This window comes from Confluentibacter flavum (genome assembly GCF_002843175.1).
GTDB classification, from domain to species: domain Bacteria; phylum Bacteroidota; class Bacteroidia; order Flavobacteriales; family Flavobacteriaceae; genus Confluentibacter; species Confluentibacter flavum.
The window spans coordinates 1-17,251 of sequence record NZ_PJEO01000047.1; the positions used below are offsets into that span (position 1 = coordinate 1).

The following is a 17,251-nucleotide window of genomic DNA, read 5'->3' on the forward strand; positions in this document are numbered from 1 at the left end:
TAACGTGAGTTCGACGTAAAAAAGTTGATTTATTTATAATAAAAAAGCGAAAAATTTAGTAAATTAAAGTTCTGAATTTCAATTATATAACTAAATATTTCGCTATGATTTCCGATTCTAAAATTACTGAAATTTTCTGTTCTATTGATGATTTTTGTCTTGAATTTGTCCCTTTTTGGCAAAAAAGCCTACTGGCCAATGGAAAAAAGCGCACCAGAGCTTCAAAAATGGGCCTCTCTGAAGTAATGACCATTCAAGTGCTTTTCCATTTATCCGGGTATAAAACCTTCAAGGATTTTTATATAGGCTATGTCTCAAAACATCTAACCAGTTATTTTCCAAACCTGGTATCCTATAATCGTATGGTGGAACTCAAAGGGCAAAGCTTTATGCCCCTGGCTATTTACCTCAAAGTTTGTGGATTGGCAAATTGTACGGGGATTAGTTTTATAGATTCTACGCCCCTAAGGGTTTGTGACAAGCGAAGAATTAACCAACATAGGGTATTCAAGGATTTGGCACAAAGGGGACAATGTTCCCTGGGTTGGTTCTATGGTTTCAAATTGCACATAATCACCAATGACCAAGGCGGTATCATTGATTTTATGATAACTAAAGGCAATGTGGATGATAGAAAACCTTTACGCTTCAAAGCCTTTGTTAAAAAGCTGTTTGGGAAGCTCTTTGGTGACAAAGGCTACATCTCCAAAGATCTATTTACTGAGTTGTTCTATAATGGAGTGCATCTGGTAACCAAGCTTAAAAAGAACATGAAAACAAAACTATTGACCCCTGTGCAAGATGCTTATCATTTAAGAAAAAGGGCCATTATCGAAACTATTTTTGACCAACTCAAGAACATTTGCCAAGTTGAACATTCTAGACATAGAAGCGTAACCAACTACTTCAATAATATTTTTGCCTCACTTATTGCCTATAATTTTAAAGATAGAAAACCTTCTTTAAAAAACAACTTCGTCGATACAAAGCAACTGTATTTAACTTTATAATTACATCGAACTCACGTTAAATAAAAAAACATGAACTACTTATAAAACGGTGTTTATTTTTTCAACTGTGCTTTTTGCAGCTATTTTTGATGTGTTTGATTTGTAAATGTTTTTTATAATTTTCTGCAAGTCGGGAATAACGGTTTGTGCGAGTTTAGAATTACTGTTTAAAAGTACACAGATTCCTAAATCGTCTTCGGGCAAGATGGCGATTTCATTTCTATAACTATTTACACTCCCGCCATGGTGCCACATGGTTTTTTCTTGACCACTTGTATCCTCTAAGTATTTGTGAATTCTCCATCCATAACCATAATAAGAGGCTAGATGTCCAGACCATTTTTGATAATATTTACTATGGCCCTTGACTTCTATAAATGGATTAAAAGCGTCCTCAAAAGCTGATTTATCCATTATTTCTGGGTTATGCCCGAGTAAAAAACGCATCCATTTGGCCATATCAAGAGCGCTGGCATTGATACCTCCAGCTGCAACGGCATTGTAATATTTGTCAGTAAGTTTTAATGTTTTAAACTTATATCGGCTTTTCGAATGTGGTATAGCTACATTTTCTGTATGCACTAAGGTTTCGTTATCCATGGAGGTGTTGTGCATATCAAGTGGTTGAAAAAACCTGTCATTTAATAATGTAGCAATATCTTGGCCCGTAGCTTTATGCATGACCTCACCACAGAGTGCAAACATGGCATTCTGGTAACTATATGTTAACCCAGGTTTACTAATGGGATTGACGTCTTTAAATCGTTTAGCAATATCGCTTAAAGATAAACCAGCTTCCACAAGATTCGTGTAACTATGGTAAGGTGTCCCAGATGTGTGAGACAATATATTAGCGAGTGTAATGTTATCTATATTTCGTTTATCTCCTAAATGAAATTCTGGTAGGTACTCACTAACCTTATCATCCCAATGCAATTTGCCTTCATTATTTAAACTAGCTGCTAAAATACCGGCAAATCCTTTAGATAAAGATCCAAGTCTAAAAACAGTTTCCCCATCCACTCTGTTATTAAATTTAATGTTCTTTTTACCATAGCCTTCTGAAATCACAATGGAATCGCTTTTTACAATACTTACGCCGGCTCCAACTATATCGCCAGAGGCTATTGCCTCATTAAAATATGATTCTATAGCTTCTTTTAATACTTTTTGATTCGATTTATATAACTGAATCTCTTTATAATCGACTAAAGTATTATCTAGCTTGGGGGGTGGAATGACCTTTTCGGTCTCAGAATTAAACATGGGTTTAAGGGCGCTTAAACATAGAACAAATAGCGCGATTCCTATCAAAATTTTGAATCTCTGCATAGGTTAATATTGGTTAAATCGGTTTTATGAAATCAAATGTACGATTAAATACATAAATAGACGACGAAACACGTAATTTATTTCACTTTAACTAAAAATATAAAACTTTGGGCCTATAAAAAGATAGGCTGTCTAAAATTGACTTAATGAAATTTAAGTTTTTTTAGACAGCCTAATTATCATAAAAAAGAAATAAAACTAAGAAACTGTTTAAGTTTTGTTTATTGATGCTTTTTTGAATTATTTTTGGATCAGATGAGGCGGATTTTTTTTTAATAGCAGAGCTATTAGAAAAAAATTCAACGAAATATGGGGCAAAAAGAAACAAAAAATGGCTTTTAGATAAAATTTAAACAGTTTCTAAGTGCGTTTTGCCTTTTTAGCAATTTTAGCAGCTTTCTTTTCTTTCGGTGTTAAAAGGGCTTCCTTTTTAACATTTTTCTTTGCGTCTTGTGATTTTGCCATGATATAATAAATTTTTGAAAATTGAACTACTATGTAAATATCGCTAATCCATTTAAATAAATCATTAAAAAGAGTGCATTATTACTTTGCTAATTTATTACTTTTAACTATTCAAAATTAAACACAATCATTTTAAATATTTATTCATGAAAATTATAGGCATTGGTAAAAATTATGTGAGTGATAAGGCAGAAATAAACACATTAAGAACAGGTTTTCAAACCATATTTTTAAAAGCAGATACCACATTGGTAACAGACAATAAAAATGTTGAATTTCCAGCAATTACTAAAGAATTGATTTATGAAGTTGAATTGGTTGCTAAAATAGGAAAACAAGGTAAAAACATTGCGCTAAAAGATGCCGATTCATATATATCTGAGATTGGTGTCGGAATCGATTTTACAGCTAAAGATGTCTTAACGGCGAGCAGAAATGACAAAGGTCCTTGGGCATTGGCTAAAGGTTTTGATGGGGCCTCACCTGTGTCATCGTTTAAATCGGTTTCAAACTTTCCTGATTTAAATAATATAAATTTTGATTTGCTGATTAATGGCGAACAAAAGCAAGTTGGAAATACCAGTTTTATGATTTACAGTTTTAGCGACATCATCGCATTTGTGTCTTCGTACATGACCTTAATGCCTTGTGATCTTATTTTTACAGGAACACCAGCCTTGGGTGCTGGCGCAACGTTTAAAGGCGATCATTTACAGGCAGCTATTGAAGGCGACTTATTACTGGATTTTAAAATGATATAAATTAGGTCTTTAGTTTATATTTAACAGATGAAAAATTCCATTGCAGAACGTATTAGCGATTTTTTAAAAGACTTCCCCCCTTTTAATCTTTTAAAAGAAAAGCATCTTTTTGAAATTGCGACGGACGTTAATATCATATATCTAGAAAAAGGCGATACACTTTATAAAAAAGACGAAGTTTATCATGAGTATTTTTATGTTGTGAGGAATGGAGGCGTTAGTTTATATCATCATGATACTGATGGCAACAAGCATATGGTTAACATTAATGATGCTGGAGACATCTTTGGTGTACGCCCCTTAATTATCAAAGAAAACTACAAGCTTACTGCCATTGCCAATGAAGAATCCATTGTGTATGCCATACCCATAGACATTTTCCAATCGGTTACAAAAAACAACGTTAACGTCTACAAATATTTAATCACATCGTTTGCTTCCAATGCTTACGACCCTTACACGGCCGAAGAAAATACCAAAATATTTGTAGATTATTTACCAAATACGTCGCAAGACATTGTAAACTTTCAAACAGCAAATTATACTAAAAATCCTGTTTGTTGTAAAGAAAACGCGACGCTTAAAGAGGCCGCCATAAAAATGAGCGAATTCAAAATTGGTTGTATGATTGTTGTTGACGATAAAAAATATCCTATAGGCATCATTACAAGTAGCGATATAAAAAATAAAATAGCTACAGGTTTATTTCCCATTACAACCGTTGTCACCAATATTATGTCCTCTCCCGTTATTTCAGATAAAAAAGACTTGACCGTTGCAGATGCCCAACTAAAAATGATAAAATATAATATAGGGAATTTGTGTATTACTGAAGATGGCACACCAAACTCTAAACTTATAGGTGTTTTAACAAACCACGATGTTCTTACGTCTTTAGGAAATAATCCAACTGCCATCCTTAAAGATATCAAACGTGCCAGTAGAACCAAAACACTAAGAACTGCCCGAAGAAAAGCCAATGGCTTATTAAAAAGTTACTTAGACCAAAATATTCCTTTGACGCATATTATCAACATCATTTCCCAAATAAATGATGCGGTAACCATGAAAGCCATAGAAATTGCTCTAGAAAAAATGCCGACACCACCACCAGTCACCTTTTCTTGGTTGGCACTGGGCAGTCAAGGTAGAAAGGAACAATTACTGTTTTCGGACCAAGATAATGCCTTGGTTTTTGAAGATGTTGCAGAAGACAAATATGAAGAAACGCAAAACTACTTTTTGGAGTTATCGAAACTAGTCACCAAATCTTTAAATAAAGTCGGATTTGAATATTGTGAAGCCGATATGATGGCGAGCAATCCTGCTTGGTGCAAATCCATTTCCGAATGGAAAGCTCAATTTAGAAGCTGGATTATGAATCCCGATGATAAAGCCATATTGCTGTCCTCCATATTTTTTGATTTTAACCACATTTATGGTAACCAAAATCTTGAAAAAGAACTTACGGATGCCATTTACGAAACACTTGGCAAAACCTCTTTGTTCTTTAGGTATTTAGGCAGGGATGCACTTAAAAATCCATCGCCTCTTGGATTTTTTAAGCAGTTTTTGGTAGAACAAGATGGCGAACAAAAAGATCTTTTTAATATAAAATACAGGGCACTTATGCCGCTTATCGATACCGCTCGTTTGCTCGTTTTAAGCAAACAAGTTAGGGGCATTAATAATACCTACGAGCGTTTTGAAAAAATGGCAGAGTTGGAACCCAACAACAAAGAACTTTATGAATCTTGTGCCTATGCGTTTAAAGCGCTTTTAAAATTCAAGACCAAACAAGGCATCCTTCACAATGATTCTGGGAAATTAATAGACTTAGAAGCTTTAACCAAAGAAGAAAAGCTAAAATTGAAACGTTGTTTTAAACCGCTTCACGATATTCAAGAATCCCTTAAATTACGTTTTGATCTAGCAAATTTTTAATATATGAAATCGCCATTAACAATAAATTTTGTGCAAACAAAGACCGATGAAAATAAAGCGATTGCTTCGCCAGTTCGCTATCGCTCGTGTCCATATGACCATTAAAAAACAATAAATATTTACATATGAATTGGACTTGGTTTCGTAAAAAATATAATGACAATCATCCGGATTTCTGGAAAGCTTATGTGGATAGCTTTGATAAAAAAATCAAGAAACCAATTCATGAAACCCGTTTTGTCGCTTTTGATACCGAAACCACTGGATTCGATAAAAAAGAAGACCGCATATTATCTCTTGGTGCTGTTGAAATTATCAATAAAACCATCAAAGCAAATACCACGCTCGAAATCTATATAAAACAAGCTGTTTTTAAACCTGCAACCGTAAAAATCCATGGTATTTTAAAAGATGGCGATTTAGAAAAGGTTTCAGAAATAGACGCTATTAAAAGCTTTTTGACTTACATTAATAACGATATTTTAATTGCCCATCATGCGGGTTTCGATTATGGTATGATAAACGAGATGCTTTCAAGACACGGCTTGGGAAAATTAAAAAACGAATGTATAGACACAGGCGCGCTATTTTCCAAATCCAAACATATCATTTACCACGAAAATTTGAAAAAACATTATACCTTGGACGATTTGTGTAAAGAACTTAATGTTTCTATGGCAGATAGGCACACCTCTATTGGTGATGCACTTATTACAGCTTTAGTGTTCTTAAAAACAATAGCTCGATTGGACAAAAGAAACGTATTAAAATGGGATTATTTATTAAAATAACCCTTCATTAAATCATTTAAAATCAATGAATACATTAATTAATAGCGTAAAATCAACATTCATCAACATCTTTAAAACAGAGCCTTTACTTATTTTTTCCCCTGGAAGAATCAATATTATTGGCGAACACACAGATTATAATGATGGTTTTGTATTTCCTGCAGCTGTAAATAAAGGCATCGTTGCCGCTTTTCAAAAAAGTGATGCTGGAACATCCACGGCTCATGCTTTGGACATGGATAGCGCTATTGAATTTTCATTAGAAAATTTAAAACCTTCCAAACAAGGAAGCTGGGAAAATTATGTCTTTGGTGTTATTGCCGAAATTCAAAATAGAAGCCATCGTATTGGTAATTTCAATTTGGTTTTTAAAGGTGATATTCCCGCTGGTTCTGGCATGTCTTCATCAGCAGCACTCGAAAACAGTGTGGTTTACGGTTTAAATGAGCTTTTCAATTTAGGCCTATCCAAACACGACATGATTCTTGTTTCCCAAAAAGCAGAACATAATTATGTGGGCGTTAACTGTGGAATTATGGATCAATACGCCAGTATGTTTGGTATTAAAAACAATGCCCTGTTATTGGATTGCAGAACGGTGGAATCTAAACCTTATGAAATCGATTTTAAAGACCACCAACTCATGCTAATTAACACCAATGTAAAACATAGTTTATCGGACAGTGCTTATAATGACAGGCGTTCGGTTTGTGAACATATTTCAGAACTGCTAGGTATTAAAGCTTTAAGAGATGCCACTGAGCTAGATTTGGAAGCTATTAAAGACCAAGTAACACCCGAAAACTATCAAAAAGCCTTGTTTGTCATTCAAGAAAATGATAGAACCATCAAAGCTTCAAAAGCTATTGAAGAAGGAGATTTAGTGACTTTAGGAAATCTAATTTACGGCTCTCATTATGGGCTGCAACATCAATATAAAGTCAGTTGTGAGGAGTTGGATTTTCTGGTAGATCAGGCCAAACTAAACAAACATGTATTGGGAGCTAGAATGATGGGTGGTGGTTTTGGTGGCTGTACTATTAATCTTGTCGCAAAAAATGCCGTTGAAAATTTTGCGGAAAACACATCTGTAGCCTATAAAAAGAAATTCAATAAATCATGTTCCGTATATTTTGTAGAACTATCCAACGGAACACATATAATAAAATAAAGACATAATTATAAAAATTTAAGAGAACTTAAACAGTAAGGATATAAGTTCTCTTAAATCTTAAATAGTTTTATAAGATGATGATTAGCAATAAAATGATAATAATAACACCAGTTGAAATGTAAAGACCATTTCCAGCAGCACGGAGGGTTGATTTAATTTCACGAACTTCGGCACGAAGTTCTTTTCTTTCAGCAGATTTCAAATCCGATTTATCCATCGCTTTTATCTCTTCTAAACGGTCCAACATCACTTGAACTTCAGCGGGGATTTCTTCTACTTTATTCGTAGTTGCTGTACTATTAGGCTTTGGATCTTTTTCAGAAGCCATTACCGGACTTGAAAATGACACTATGGATAGCATCACTAAAAATAAAATAATTGATTTTCTCATTGGTTATGATTTTAATTATTAAACATTACAAATTTAAATCTTAAAGAATTTTAGCTCATTACATTATTTTCGTAAAAATTTACATAATTCAACGAAAGATTCAACAATATAACTAATAAAAGCGTTGCTGTTTTTATATATTTAAAATAAAAGTATTTTAGTGACTTAAAAAATTAAAAATGTCAGTATTCGAATCTGTTATCACCGTTAAAAAAAGCCATTTAGATGATATTTTACACGTCAACAACGTGCATTATGTACAATGGGTGCAAGACGTCGCTAAACTACACTGGGAAAGTAATGCCACAGAGGCCATTTTAAAAAGATACTTTTGGGTTTTAATCACGCATTTTATAGAATATAAAAATTCCGCCTTCTTAGGTGATACAATCAATGTAAAAACCTATGTTGCAAAATATAAAGGAGCAGTTTGCCATCGGGTGGTTGAAATAACAAACAAAACCACCAACACCCTTTTAGCAACTTCGGAAACCAAATGGTGCTTAATTGATGCCGAAACAAAACGGCCAACCCGAATTACCAAAGAAATTTCAGAATTATTTGAATAATTAATTTGTATGGATATGCGTTGGCATTTTCAAAAGTTATATTTTTAGCCTATAAAACTTATCATTTTTAAATGAAACGTTACCTATACTTTACACTTACACTAATCTTTTTAATGCTTTGGAGCTCTTGCAGGAAGGATTTTGAATTTTCGCCGAGCACTGGTAGTTTGGAATTTTCAAAAGACACCGTGTATTTAGATACTGTTTTCAGCAATATTGGCTCTAGCACCTATAGTTTAAAAGTTTATAATAGAAGCAATGAAAATATTGTTGTTCCCGTTGTAAAATTAGGATTGGGAGAGGGGTCTCAATACCGATTGAATGTGGATGGCATGGCCGGGAAGGTATTTGAAAATGTAGAAATATTAGCAAAAGACAGTCTGTTTATTTTTGTTGAAACGACTATAGATATTAATAATTTCCCAAATCCCGAGGGGAAATATTTGTACACAGATTACATTGAGTTTGACACCAGCTCAAACCTTCAAATAGTAGAATTGGTAACCTTGGTTCAAGATGCGGTATTTATTTATCCGGATAGAGATAATACAACCAAAATCATTGAAACCTTAACGCTTAATGTTAATGGTCAACAAATAGAAACCGAATTACAAGGTCGTGAATTATTACCTAGTGAACTCACATTTACCAACGAAAAACCGTACGTTATTTATGGCTTTGCGGCCGTACCAAATGGAGAAACCTTAACTATTGCCGCTGGTGCTAGATTGCATTTTCATGAAAATTCTGGGTTGATTGTTACAGAAGGTGCCACGCTTAATATCAACGGGGCTTTAAGTACGGACCCAGAGACTCTTGAAAATGAAGTTATTTTAGAAGGCGACCGTTTAGAGCCTTTGTTTTCGGATGTGCCAGGGCAATGGGGCACGATTTGGCTTTTTGATGGTAGCATTAATAACACCATGAATTACACCACTATAAAAAATGCGTCCGTTGGTATTTTATGTGATGGCAATCCGAATGCTTTAACAGATAATTTAACCATCACCAATTCACAAATTTACAACTCCAGCAATTTTGGTATTTTAGGCAGAAACACGTCTATTTCAGCCGAAAATGTGGTTATCAATAACAGTGGGCAATCCTCGTTTGCGGGAACTTTTGGCGGTGCATACAATTTTACGCATTGCACCATTGCCAATTATTGGAATACAAGTTACAGACAATTCCCTGCCCTGCTTTTAAACAATTTTGTGATAGATGAGGATGATACCGTCATTATTGCAGATTTAACCGAAGCCAATTTTAACAACTGTATTATTTACGGAAACGACAATCCTGAAATCCTTTTAGATGAAGTGGAAGATCCTGGCGTGGTTTTTAATTTTAAATTCACCAATTGCTTGATTCGTTTTCAAGACAACAATGATAATTTTACGGGACCTAATTATGATTTAACAAACACCGCACATTACGAGGGAAATATTTTTAATCTCAACCCCAATTTTAAAGATTCAACTAAAAACCAGCTCATGATTGGTGACGAATCTGCAGCCAACAATAAAGGCTTAGCACTATTTGCGAGTCAAGTGCCCAATGATATTTTAAATGTGAATAGAACTTCATCGCCGGATTTGGGCGCTTATCAGCATGTGACGTTTCCTGAGGAAGAATAACAGCTTAAAAAGTTACTTCAAACTCGATTTTGTAAATATTTTCAACTAAATTCGTTTAACTTATTGATATAGATAATTGAAACTATTATATCACAAAAACTGTACAACATTTATCTAACTATAAAAACATGAAATCAAAGATTAAAATAGTTCTTCTATTCTTAGTGGCAGTAGTTTCCATAACTGCATTTAATGTATTGAAAAAAGACTCAACTAAATATAATAAAATCAAACAAATTGAGAGCTCTCAATCAGAGGACAAAATAAATCAAGAATCATTTTCAGATTATTTACAAAAAGTATCTGATGATACAAACAAAAAATGTCCAATGACTGTTGACGAAAACACTAGGTTAGATAACACGCTTGTATTATCTGGCAATACTATTCAATACAATTACACCTTGGTAAATTTTGAGAAAGGGTCGGTTGATATTGACTTAATCGAAAAGGAGTTTACTAACATTATACTAAATGATGTCAGAACAAATCCAGGATTAAAAATTTTTAGAGATAAAAATATAACCATGTCATATTATTACAAGGACATGAATGGGGACTTTGTTTATAATTATAAGGTTACACCTGATCTGTATAAGTAGAAAAGATTAATTATTTTTACATTTTCATACAAACTAAAAAACATTGTTTACAAAAACATAGCTTATTTACGTCAATCTCTTGGTCATTTTTCGTGCTAGCTTCTTATTTTCTTTCGGATAATCCTCCACCACAACACGACTATCCATAAAAGAAAAGTTAAACAAACTATCAACTTTTCAATTAAATTATTTATCCCGCGTTAACGATTGAAGCGGCATCCTTTTTAAAACAAATAGTTGTGAAGATGGTACTAACTAAAATTTAGCAGATTGCCACGTCCTTCGTCCTCGCAATGAACGTTTTAAAAAGATATAGCGTAAAGCGTGTTAAAACGCCAAAATAACAAAAAATCCTACTTAAAAAGCAGTATTTTTATTGTCAACCTGTTCGATAGTTATCGGAATTGTTTCAGGTTCTGTTTTTATACTATAACCCTAAAAAATGTGAGGAAGAATGTCAAGTATTGAAATAAGAAAAGTAACCCGCAACGATATAAGCCAATTACAAAAAATTGGCAGGCAAACTTTCGAAGAAACATTTGCAGAATCAAACACCGAAGAGAATATGAAAAACTATTTGGAAGACGGGTTTTCTCATGAAAAACTTAACGCCGAACTTAACGATGAAAATTCCGAATTTTATTTTGCTACTATTGATAATGAGGCTATTGGTTATTTAAAGCTCAATCATGGCGAATCACAAACTGAATTAAAAGACAGCAGGGCTCTCGAAATTGAGCGCATCTATGTCTTAAAAGAATTTCATGGAAAGAAGGTAGGACAAATACTTTACGATAAAGCAATCCAAATAGCTAAACAAAAAAAAGCTGACTATGTTTGGTTGGGCGTTTGGGAGGAAAATCCAAGAGCAATAAGTTTCTATAAAAAAAATGGTTTTGTGGAATTCGACAAACATATTTTTAAACTTGGCGACGACGTACAAACAGATATAATGATGAAACTGCACCTATAATAAAGGTAATCTAACTTAACAGATGGCCACAGTTGTTTTTCCTTCGCAAAGACGTTTTAAAAAGATACGGTAGAAATATTTATATTCACGAGTTCCATATTATAAAAGAATGTGCAACAAATAAAATCCAAAACTTACTTTTCTAATGATGAAGCGACTCAAATCTATTTAAGTGAATGGATTGAAATTTTGCAGGAGTATCCGGACAAACAATCATAACTTAACAGAAGTAATTTTTGTAGATTTGTCATTTACAGAATTTTGAGTATGGTAAAAAGCAAGAAAATAAAAGTTGAAGGAAAAGAAATTATGATAATTCTTGATAATGAACAAGAATATATTTCATTAACCGATATGCTAAAAGCAAAAGACGGAGATTTCTTTATTTCCGATTGGCTTCGCAACCGAAACACGGTTGAATATCTTGGAATTTGGGAAACCGTTTACAATTCAAATTTTAATTATGGCGAATTTGCCATAATTAAAAGTCAGGCCGGTTTGAACAGCTACAAATTAAGCGTAAAAGAATGGACTGAAAAAACAAATGCAATCGGACTGAAAGCAACAGCAGGACGTTATGGAGGAACTTACGCGCATCCTGATATTGCATTTGAATTTGGAATGTGGATTAGTCCACAATTCAAAATCTATTTGATTAAGGAATTCCAACGTTTAAAAAGCGAAGAAAACGACCGATTAAATTAGGATGGAATTTACAAAGAACTTTAGCCAAAGTAAATTACCAAGTCCATACGGACGCTATCAAAGAAAACTTAATTCCAAAAGAAATAACAAAACAACAAACAAGTTTTGTTTATGCAAACGAAGCAGACTTACTAAACGTTGCGCTCTTCGGAATTACTGCAAAAATTTGGAGAGATAGCAATCCAAATAAAAAAGGAAATTTAAGAGACTATGCAACTTTGGAACAATTGGTAGTACTGAGTAATATGGAGAGTATTAACGCATTACTTATAGGGCAAGGCTTATCTCAAAGCGACAGGCTTATCCAACTCAATAAAGTGGCGATAACTCAAATGAAATCATTGATTGAAAGTCAAGTAATTAAAAAACTTAAATAAAAGTCTGATCACATATCCCAAGCAAATTCAAAAAAGGATATGATAACTCCACAAAAACAAAAAATCCCACTTAAAAGCAGGATTTTTGTTTTAAACCTGTTCCGATAGCTATCGGAATTGGTTCAGGTTCTGTTTTTATACTAGTGAGAGATGCTGAAATAAATTCAGCATGACAATCAGTTATCTAAACGAATAAAGGTCTGCCTTCCATCATCGCATTTACTTTTACTTTTACCGTTTCAAGAACGTCCTCGTTTTGGTGGTTCATAATCACTTCATCAATCAGATCTACAATCGCAATCATATCATCTTCTTTCAATCCTCTGGTTGTAATCGCTGCGGTACCAACACGAATACCAGATGTTACAAAAGGGGAACGTGTATCAAACGGTACCATATTTTTATTCACCGTAATATCAGCTTTTACCAAGGCTTGTTCTGCGTCTTTCCCAGACACGTCTTTGTTGCGTAAATCGATTAGCATACAATGGTTATCTGTACCACCGGAAATGATATCATAACCTCTATCAACCAAAGCTTTTGCCATAACAGCCGCATTTTGCTTTACTTGTAATTGATATTGTAAAAAGTCATCGGTCAACGCCTCACCAAAAGCAATCGCTTTTGCGGCAATAATATGCTCTAATGGGCCTCCTTGATTTCCAGGAAACACCGCAGAATCCAATAACGACGACATTTTACGTAAACTACCATCTTTTAAAGTAATTCCAAACGGGTTATCGAAATCCTTACCCATCATAATCAAACCACCTCTCGGACCTCTTAGGGTTTTATGGGTGGTAGTGGTAACAACATGGCAATGTGGCATCGGATCGTTTAAAATCCCTTTGGCAATCAATCCCGCAGGATGCGAAATGTCCGCCATTAAAATAGCGCCCACGCTATCGGCAATCACTCTAAAACGTTTAAAATCAATATCACGGGAATACGCTGATGCGCCTGCAATGATTAATTTTGGTTGTTCCTTAGTAGCTATTTCTTGAATTTTATCGTAGTTCAAAACCCCTGTCTCCTGCTCCACCCCATAAAATACGGGATTGTATAATTTACCGGAAAAATTTACTGGAGACCCATGTGTTAAATGGCCTCCGTGGGATAAATCGAATCCTAAAATCTTATCGCCTGGTGTTAAACACGCATGGTAAACCGCTGTGTTGGCTTGACTTCCTGAGTGTGGTTGTACGTTAACATAGTCTGCTCCAAACAAGGTTTTTGCTCTATCAATCGCTATTTGCTCTACTTCATCAACCACCTCGCAACCGCCATAATAACGTTTGCCTGGGTAGCCTTCTGCATACTTATTTGTTAACACAGAGCCAGCAGCTTCCATCACTTGGTCACTAACAAAATTCTCTGATGCAATAAGTTCAATACCATGTAGTTGGCGTTCTTTTTCAGCTTGTATAAGTTCAAAAATTTGTTCGTCGCGTTGCATAAAATTACATTCTAGTTTAAATATTCGGCAAAAATAACAAATAGATTAGTTAAATACATGAAAAAACATATATTTACTTTTAAGTTTTTAACGAGGTTATCAACCTTTATGTTAAATCATATTTTACATTTTTTTATCAATATTAAGAAAAAAAATATGTAGGTTTGAATAGAATAAATAACACTAATCAAATTATAGTTATGCCATTTGCAGCTAACAATCCAGATAGAAAATCGTGGTTACACGTAGACAAGAATTCTGATTTCCCTATTCAGAATATTCCCTTTGGTGTATTCTTAACGCGGGATGATATCATAACTATTGGGACTAGAATTGGCGATACAGCCATAGACCTTGGTGCTTTGCATCAATTGGGCTATTTTGATGATATACCGTTAACCGATGATATTTTTCTTCAAGATACGTTGAATGATTTTATTGCTGATGGCAGAAAAACATGGCGCGCCGTAAGAAACAAGATTGCACAAATTTTTGATGCAGAAAACAAGACCCTAAAAAATAATGTAAAACATAAGGAAATCGTGTTATTTCGTTTAGACGAAATAGAAATGCAATTGCCGGTTCATATTGGCGATTACACCGATTTTCATTCAAGTATAGAACACGCCACCAATATTGGTGCTATGATAAGGGACTTTGATAATGCCTTATTACCCAATTGGCTACACATTCCTGTGGCTTACCATGGTAGAAGTTCTTCCATTATTCCTTCTGGGATTTCGGTTCACAGACCACAAGGTCAAACATTTCCTGATGGTGCTACCGAACCTGTTTTCGGACCTTCAAAAGCAGTTGATTTTGAATTGGAAATGGCTTTCATTACCACGGTTGCAAACGATTTGGGAGAACCCATTCCTGCGGACGAAACCGAAGAATATATTTTTGGTTTGGTACTATTGAATGATTGGAGCGCACGTGATATCCAAAAATGGGAATACTTGCCTTTAGGGCCGTTTTCTTCCAAAAATTTTGCATCTTCCATTTCACCTTGGATCGTGACCTTAGATGCCTTAGAACCTTTTAGGGTTGAAGGACCGAAACCTATTAAACCTCAATTGCCATATTTACATTTTACGGGCAAAAAAAGTTTCGATATCAGTTTAGAGGTTGCCGTACAGCCGAAAAATGCCAAAGAAACCATCGTTAGTAAAACCAACTTTAAGCACATGTACTGGAATATGTCGCAACAATTGGCACATCACACCATAAATGGCTGTCCTATCAATGCTGGCGATTTAATGGGTAGCGGTACTATTTCTGGACCGACGACAGATTCTTATGGCTCTATGTTGGAACTGACTTGGGCTGGCGAAAAACCCATAAAAATGAAAGATGGTAGCGAGCGTAAATTTGTCAATGATTACGATACAGTAATCATGCGGGGTCATTGCGAAAAAGATGGTACACGTATTGGTTTTGGTGAAGTGTCCTCTCAATTGCTTCCTGTTTTTGTTAAGAAAAAATAAAATGATGGCTGTCATTGCGAGGACGTAGCAATCTCTTAATCGTCATTGCGAGGCACGAAGCAATCTCATGATGCATAACTAAACAAACAGATTGCTTCGCTATACTCGCGATGACATACAGATTACCTCAGTCGTACTTCCTTTGTAATGACGGTAAATCGCATTTAAACGGATTTATTTGAGTTTTATCTATATATTTAATAGTTTTGGCACTGCATTTGACAACCAAATCAAATAAACCAACCCTATTGAGTATGAAAAAAATAGTACTTTCTACATTTATTGTAATCTTTATCATTTCCTGTAGTACAAGCAAACAGATTGAAAAAGCGGTTAGCTCTGGTAATTACGACCAAGCTATTAGTGATGGCATTGGTAAATTAAGAACCAATAAAGACAAAAAAGGAAAAACGGAATTTATTGTTATGCTTGAAGATGCGTTCAATAAAGCTACCGAACGTGACTTGAATACTATTGACTATTTGAATAAAGATAGCAATCCAGAAAATTACCTGAAAATATACGATATGTATGTGGGACTTGATAACCGTCAAGAACGCATCAAACCCTTACTTCCATTATATATAAATAATAGAGAAACTCGTTGTGCATTTTAAATAATGCTAATTTTAATATTGTTGATGTTTCTATCAAAAATAAACTTATTGATATATTGAATTGTTGTAAGGGCCGCTATTTTAGATAGGATCCTAGTCTTAAATCCTCGAAAAGACTTGGCATAATTACGTCTTATCATAAATTGGTCACATAATTGTGAGAACAATGTCTCTATTCTTTTTCTCTTTTTTCTGAAAATGTAAGGTTGTTTTTTATAATCTTTTTGATTGCTTCTCATAGGTGTATTTAGCTTTATGTTACAGGTTTCAAACAAATTGAGCTGTATTTCTGCTGATAGATACCCTCTATCTCCAATTAAAGTGCAATCGCCCATTTGTGCTTTAATGTCCTTAAGGTAATTGACATCGTGTACCGATGCAGGGCTCAAATCGACACTTTGAAAAACACCTTTAATAGAACAGACGGCGTGCAGCTTATAACCATAATAATTGGAACCTTGGGAGGCACAATAGCCTTTGTCAGGAAAAGCATAGGCATCCTCTTTACAGACTCTCGAACGGGAACTTCGTGATAATTTACAAACCTCTAAAGGCATACTGTCCACTATAAAATAATCTTCAAATTCATTAAAATGAGAGGCTAATCTTAATCGGATATCATCCATGTAACCTACTAATTTCCGTCTTCTTCGATTGTAGACGCTCCTGTCTATTTTTGAGGCAATAATGACAGGGAGCTTTCTAAATAAATCATTCTCACTATCTATTCCCATAAATTCAGCTGTTAAGCTTAAACAAATCAGTTCCAAATCACTCAGCTTCGGTCGACGTCTTTGATAGTCCAAAAGTTGTTCTTTTGATATTTTTTGTAATACTTCCAATATTCTTTCGTAATTTGCATTTAAGTTGTTCATAATTAATGTTTTATCGCTAAAACAATTTACTGATTATCAGTAATATGGACAACTTTTTTCTTTTAAATCATAATGCACAACGGGT

The 17,251-nt window shown here is 34.3% G+C and carries 16 protein-coding genes; 12 read left to right on the top strand and 4 right to left on the bottom strand.

Annotated features, from left to right (window positions below):
• The first annotated feature begins 104 nt into the window (after positions 1 to 104).
• Positions 105 to 1,010, top strand: coding sequence for an IS982 family transposase (locus CSW08_RS12405; protein WP_106657880.1), 906 nt, complete (start codon positions 105 to 107; stop codon positions 1,008 to 1,010).
• Positions 1,011 to 1,049: 39 nt separating this feature from the next.
• On the opposite strand, the gene CSW08_RS12410 is transcribed toward CSW08_RS12405, so the two are convergent.
• On the bottom strand, positions 1,050 to 2,276 hold the full coding sequence (locus CSW08_RS12410) for a serine hydrolase domain-containing protein (RefSeq protein ID WP_238987260.1): 1,227 nt from the start codon (positions 2,274 to 2,276) through the stop codon (positions 1,050 to 1,052).
• Between the two features lie 677 nt (positions 2,277 to 2,953).
• Here CSW08_RS12410 and CSW08_RS12415 point away from each other — a divergent pair.
• The 4 genes from CSW08_RS12415 to galK all read left to right on the top strand — a co-directional run bounded on the left by CSW08_RS12415 (position 2,954) and on the right by galK (position 7,474).
• Complete coding sequence (locus tag CSW08_RS12415) at positions 2,954 to 3,568, top strand: fumarylacetoacetate hydrolase family protein (RefSeq protein ID WP_106660201.1); 615 nt, start codon at positions 2,954 to 2,956, stop codon at positions 3,566 to 3,568.
• 27 nt (positions 3,569 to 3,595) lie between these two features.
• Positions 3,596 to 5,512: a DUF294 nucleotidyltransferase-like domain-containing protein gene (locus tag CSW08_RS12420; protein ID WP_106660202.1), complete on the top strand. Its 1,917-nt coding sequence runs from the start codon at positions 3,596 to 3,598 to the stop codon at positions 5,510 to 5,512.
• 125 nt (positions 5,513 to 5,637) lie between these two features.
• On the top strand, positions 5,638 to 6,303 hold the full coding sequence (locus CSW08_RS12425; RefSeq protein ID WP_106660203.1) for a 3'-5' exonuclease: 666 nt from the start codon (positions 5,638 to 5,640) through the stop codon (positions 6,301 to 6,303).
• A gap of 25 nt (positions 6,304 to 6,328) precedes the next feature.
• Positions 6,329 to 7,474, top strand: coding sequence for a galactokinase (gene galK / locus CSW08_RS12430; protein WP_106660204.1), 1,146 nt, complete (start codon positions 6,329 to 6,331; stop codon positions 7,472 to 7,474).
• Positions 7,475 to 7,544: 70 nt separating this feature from the next.
• Here the strand turns inward: galK and CSW08_RS12435 are convergent, their stop codons facing one another.
• Positions 7,545 to 7,868, bottom strand: coding sequence for a hypothetical protein (locus CSW08_RS12435; RefSeq protein WP_106660205.1), 324 nt, complete (start codon positions 7,866 to 7,868; stop codon positions 7,545 to 7,547).
• Between the two features lie 179 nt (positions 7,869 to 8,047).
• Between CSW08_RS12435 and CSW08_RS12440 the strand changes: the two genes are divergently transcribed.
• The 5 genes from CSW08_RS12440 to CSW08_RS18550 all read left to right on the top strand — a co-directional run bounded on the left by CSW08_RS12440 (position 8,048) and on the right by CSW08_RS18550 (position 12,354).
• Positions 8,048 to 8,437 (top strand): acyl-CoA thioesterase, encoded by a 390-nt coding sequence (locus CSW08_RS12440; RefSeq protein ID WP_106660206.1) that lies wholly within the window; start codon positions 8,048 to 8,050, stop codon positions 8,435 to 8,437.
• Positions 8,438 to 8,508: 71 nt separating this feature from the next.
• Entirely contained in the window at positions 8,509 to 10,074 is a 1,566-nt protein-coding gene (locus CSW08_RS12445; RefSeq protein WP_106660207.1) for a right-handed parallel beta-helix repeat-containing protein, read from the top strand.
• A gap of 128 nt (positions 10,075 to 10,202) precedes the next feature.
• On the top strand, positions 10,203 to 10,676 hold the full coding sequence (locus tag CSW08_RS12450; RefSeq protein WP_106660208.1) for a hypothetical protein: 474 nt from the start codon (positions 10,203 to 10,205) through the stop codon (positions 10,674 to 10,676).
• 454 nt (positions 10,677 to 11,130) lie between these two features.
• Positions 11,131 to 11,649, top strand: coding sequence for a GNAT family N-acetyltransferase (locus CSW08_RS12455; protein ID WP_106660209.1), 519 nt, complete (start codon positions 11,131 to 11,133; stop codon positions 11,647 to 11,649).
• Between the two features lie 267 nt (positions 11,650 to 11,916).
• The gene (locus CSW08_RS18550; protein WP_449394548.1) at positions 11,917 to 12,354 is read left to right on the top strand and encodes a KilA-N domain-containing protein; all 438 of its coding nucleotides are present in this window, start codon (positions 11,917 to 11,919) and stop codon (positions 12,352 to 12,354) included.
• 561 nt (positions 12,355 to 12,915) lie between these two features.
• Here the strand turns inward: CSW08_RS18550 and glyA are convergent.
• A complete protein-coding gene (gene glyA, locus CSW08_RS12465; protein WP_106660210.1) occupies positions 12,916 to 14,187 on the bottom strand; it encodes a serine hydroxymethyltransferase in 1,272 nt (423 codons plus the stop codon).
• Positions 14,188 to 14,387: 200 nt separating this feature from the next.
• Between glyA and fahA the strand changes: the two genes are divergently transcribed.
• Both fahA and CSW08_RS12475 read left to right on the top strand, forming a co-directional pair.
• Positions 14,388 to 15,674 (top strand): fumarylacetoacetase, encoded by a 1,287-nt coding sequence (gene fahA, locus CSW08_RS12470; RefSeq protein ID WP_106660211.1) that lies wholly within the window; start codon positions 14,388 to 14,390, stop codon positions 15,672 to 15,674.
• A gap of 254 nt (positions 15,675 to 15,928) precedes the next feature.
• On the top strand, positions 15,929 to 16,291 hold the full coding sequence (locus CSW08_RS12475) for a hypothetical protein (protein WP_203226889.1): 363 nt from the start codon (positions 15,929 to 15,931) through the stop codon (positions 16,289 to 16,291).
• On the opposite strand, the gene CSW08_RS12480 is transcribed toward CSW08_RS12475, so the two are convergent.
• Positions 16,288 to 17,166, bottom strand: coding sequence for an IS982 family transposase (locus CSW08_RS12480; protein WP_106658080.1), 879 nt, complete (start codon positions 17,164 to 17,166; stop codon positions 16,288 to 16,290). The two genes, CSW08_RS12475 and CSW08_RS12480, sit on opposite strands and share 4 nt — an antisense overlap.
• Between the last annotated feature and the right edge of the window lie 85 nt (positions 17,167 to 17,251).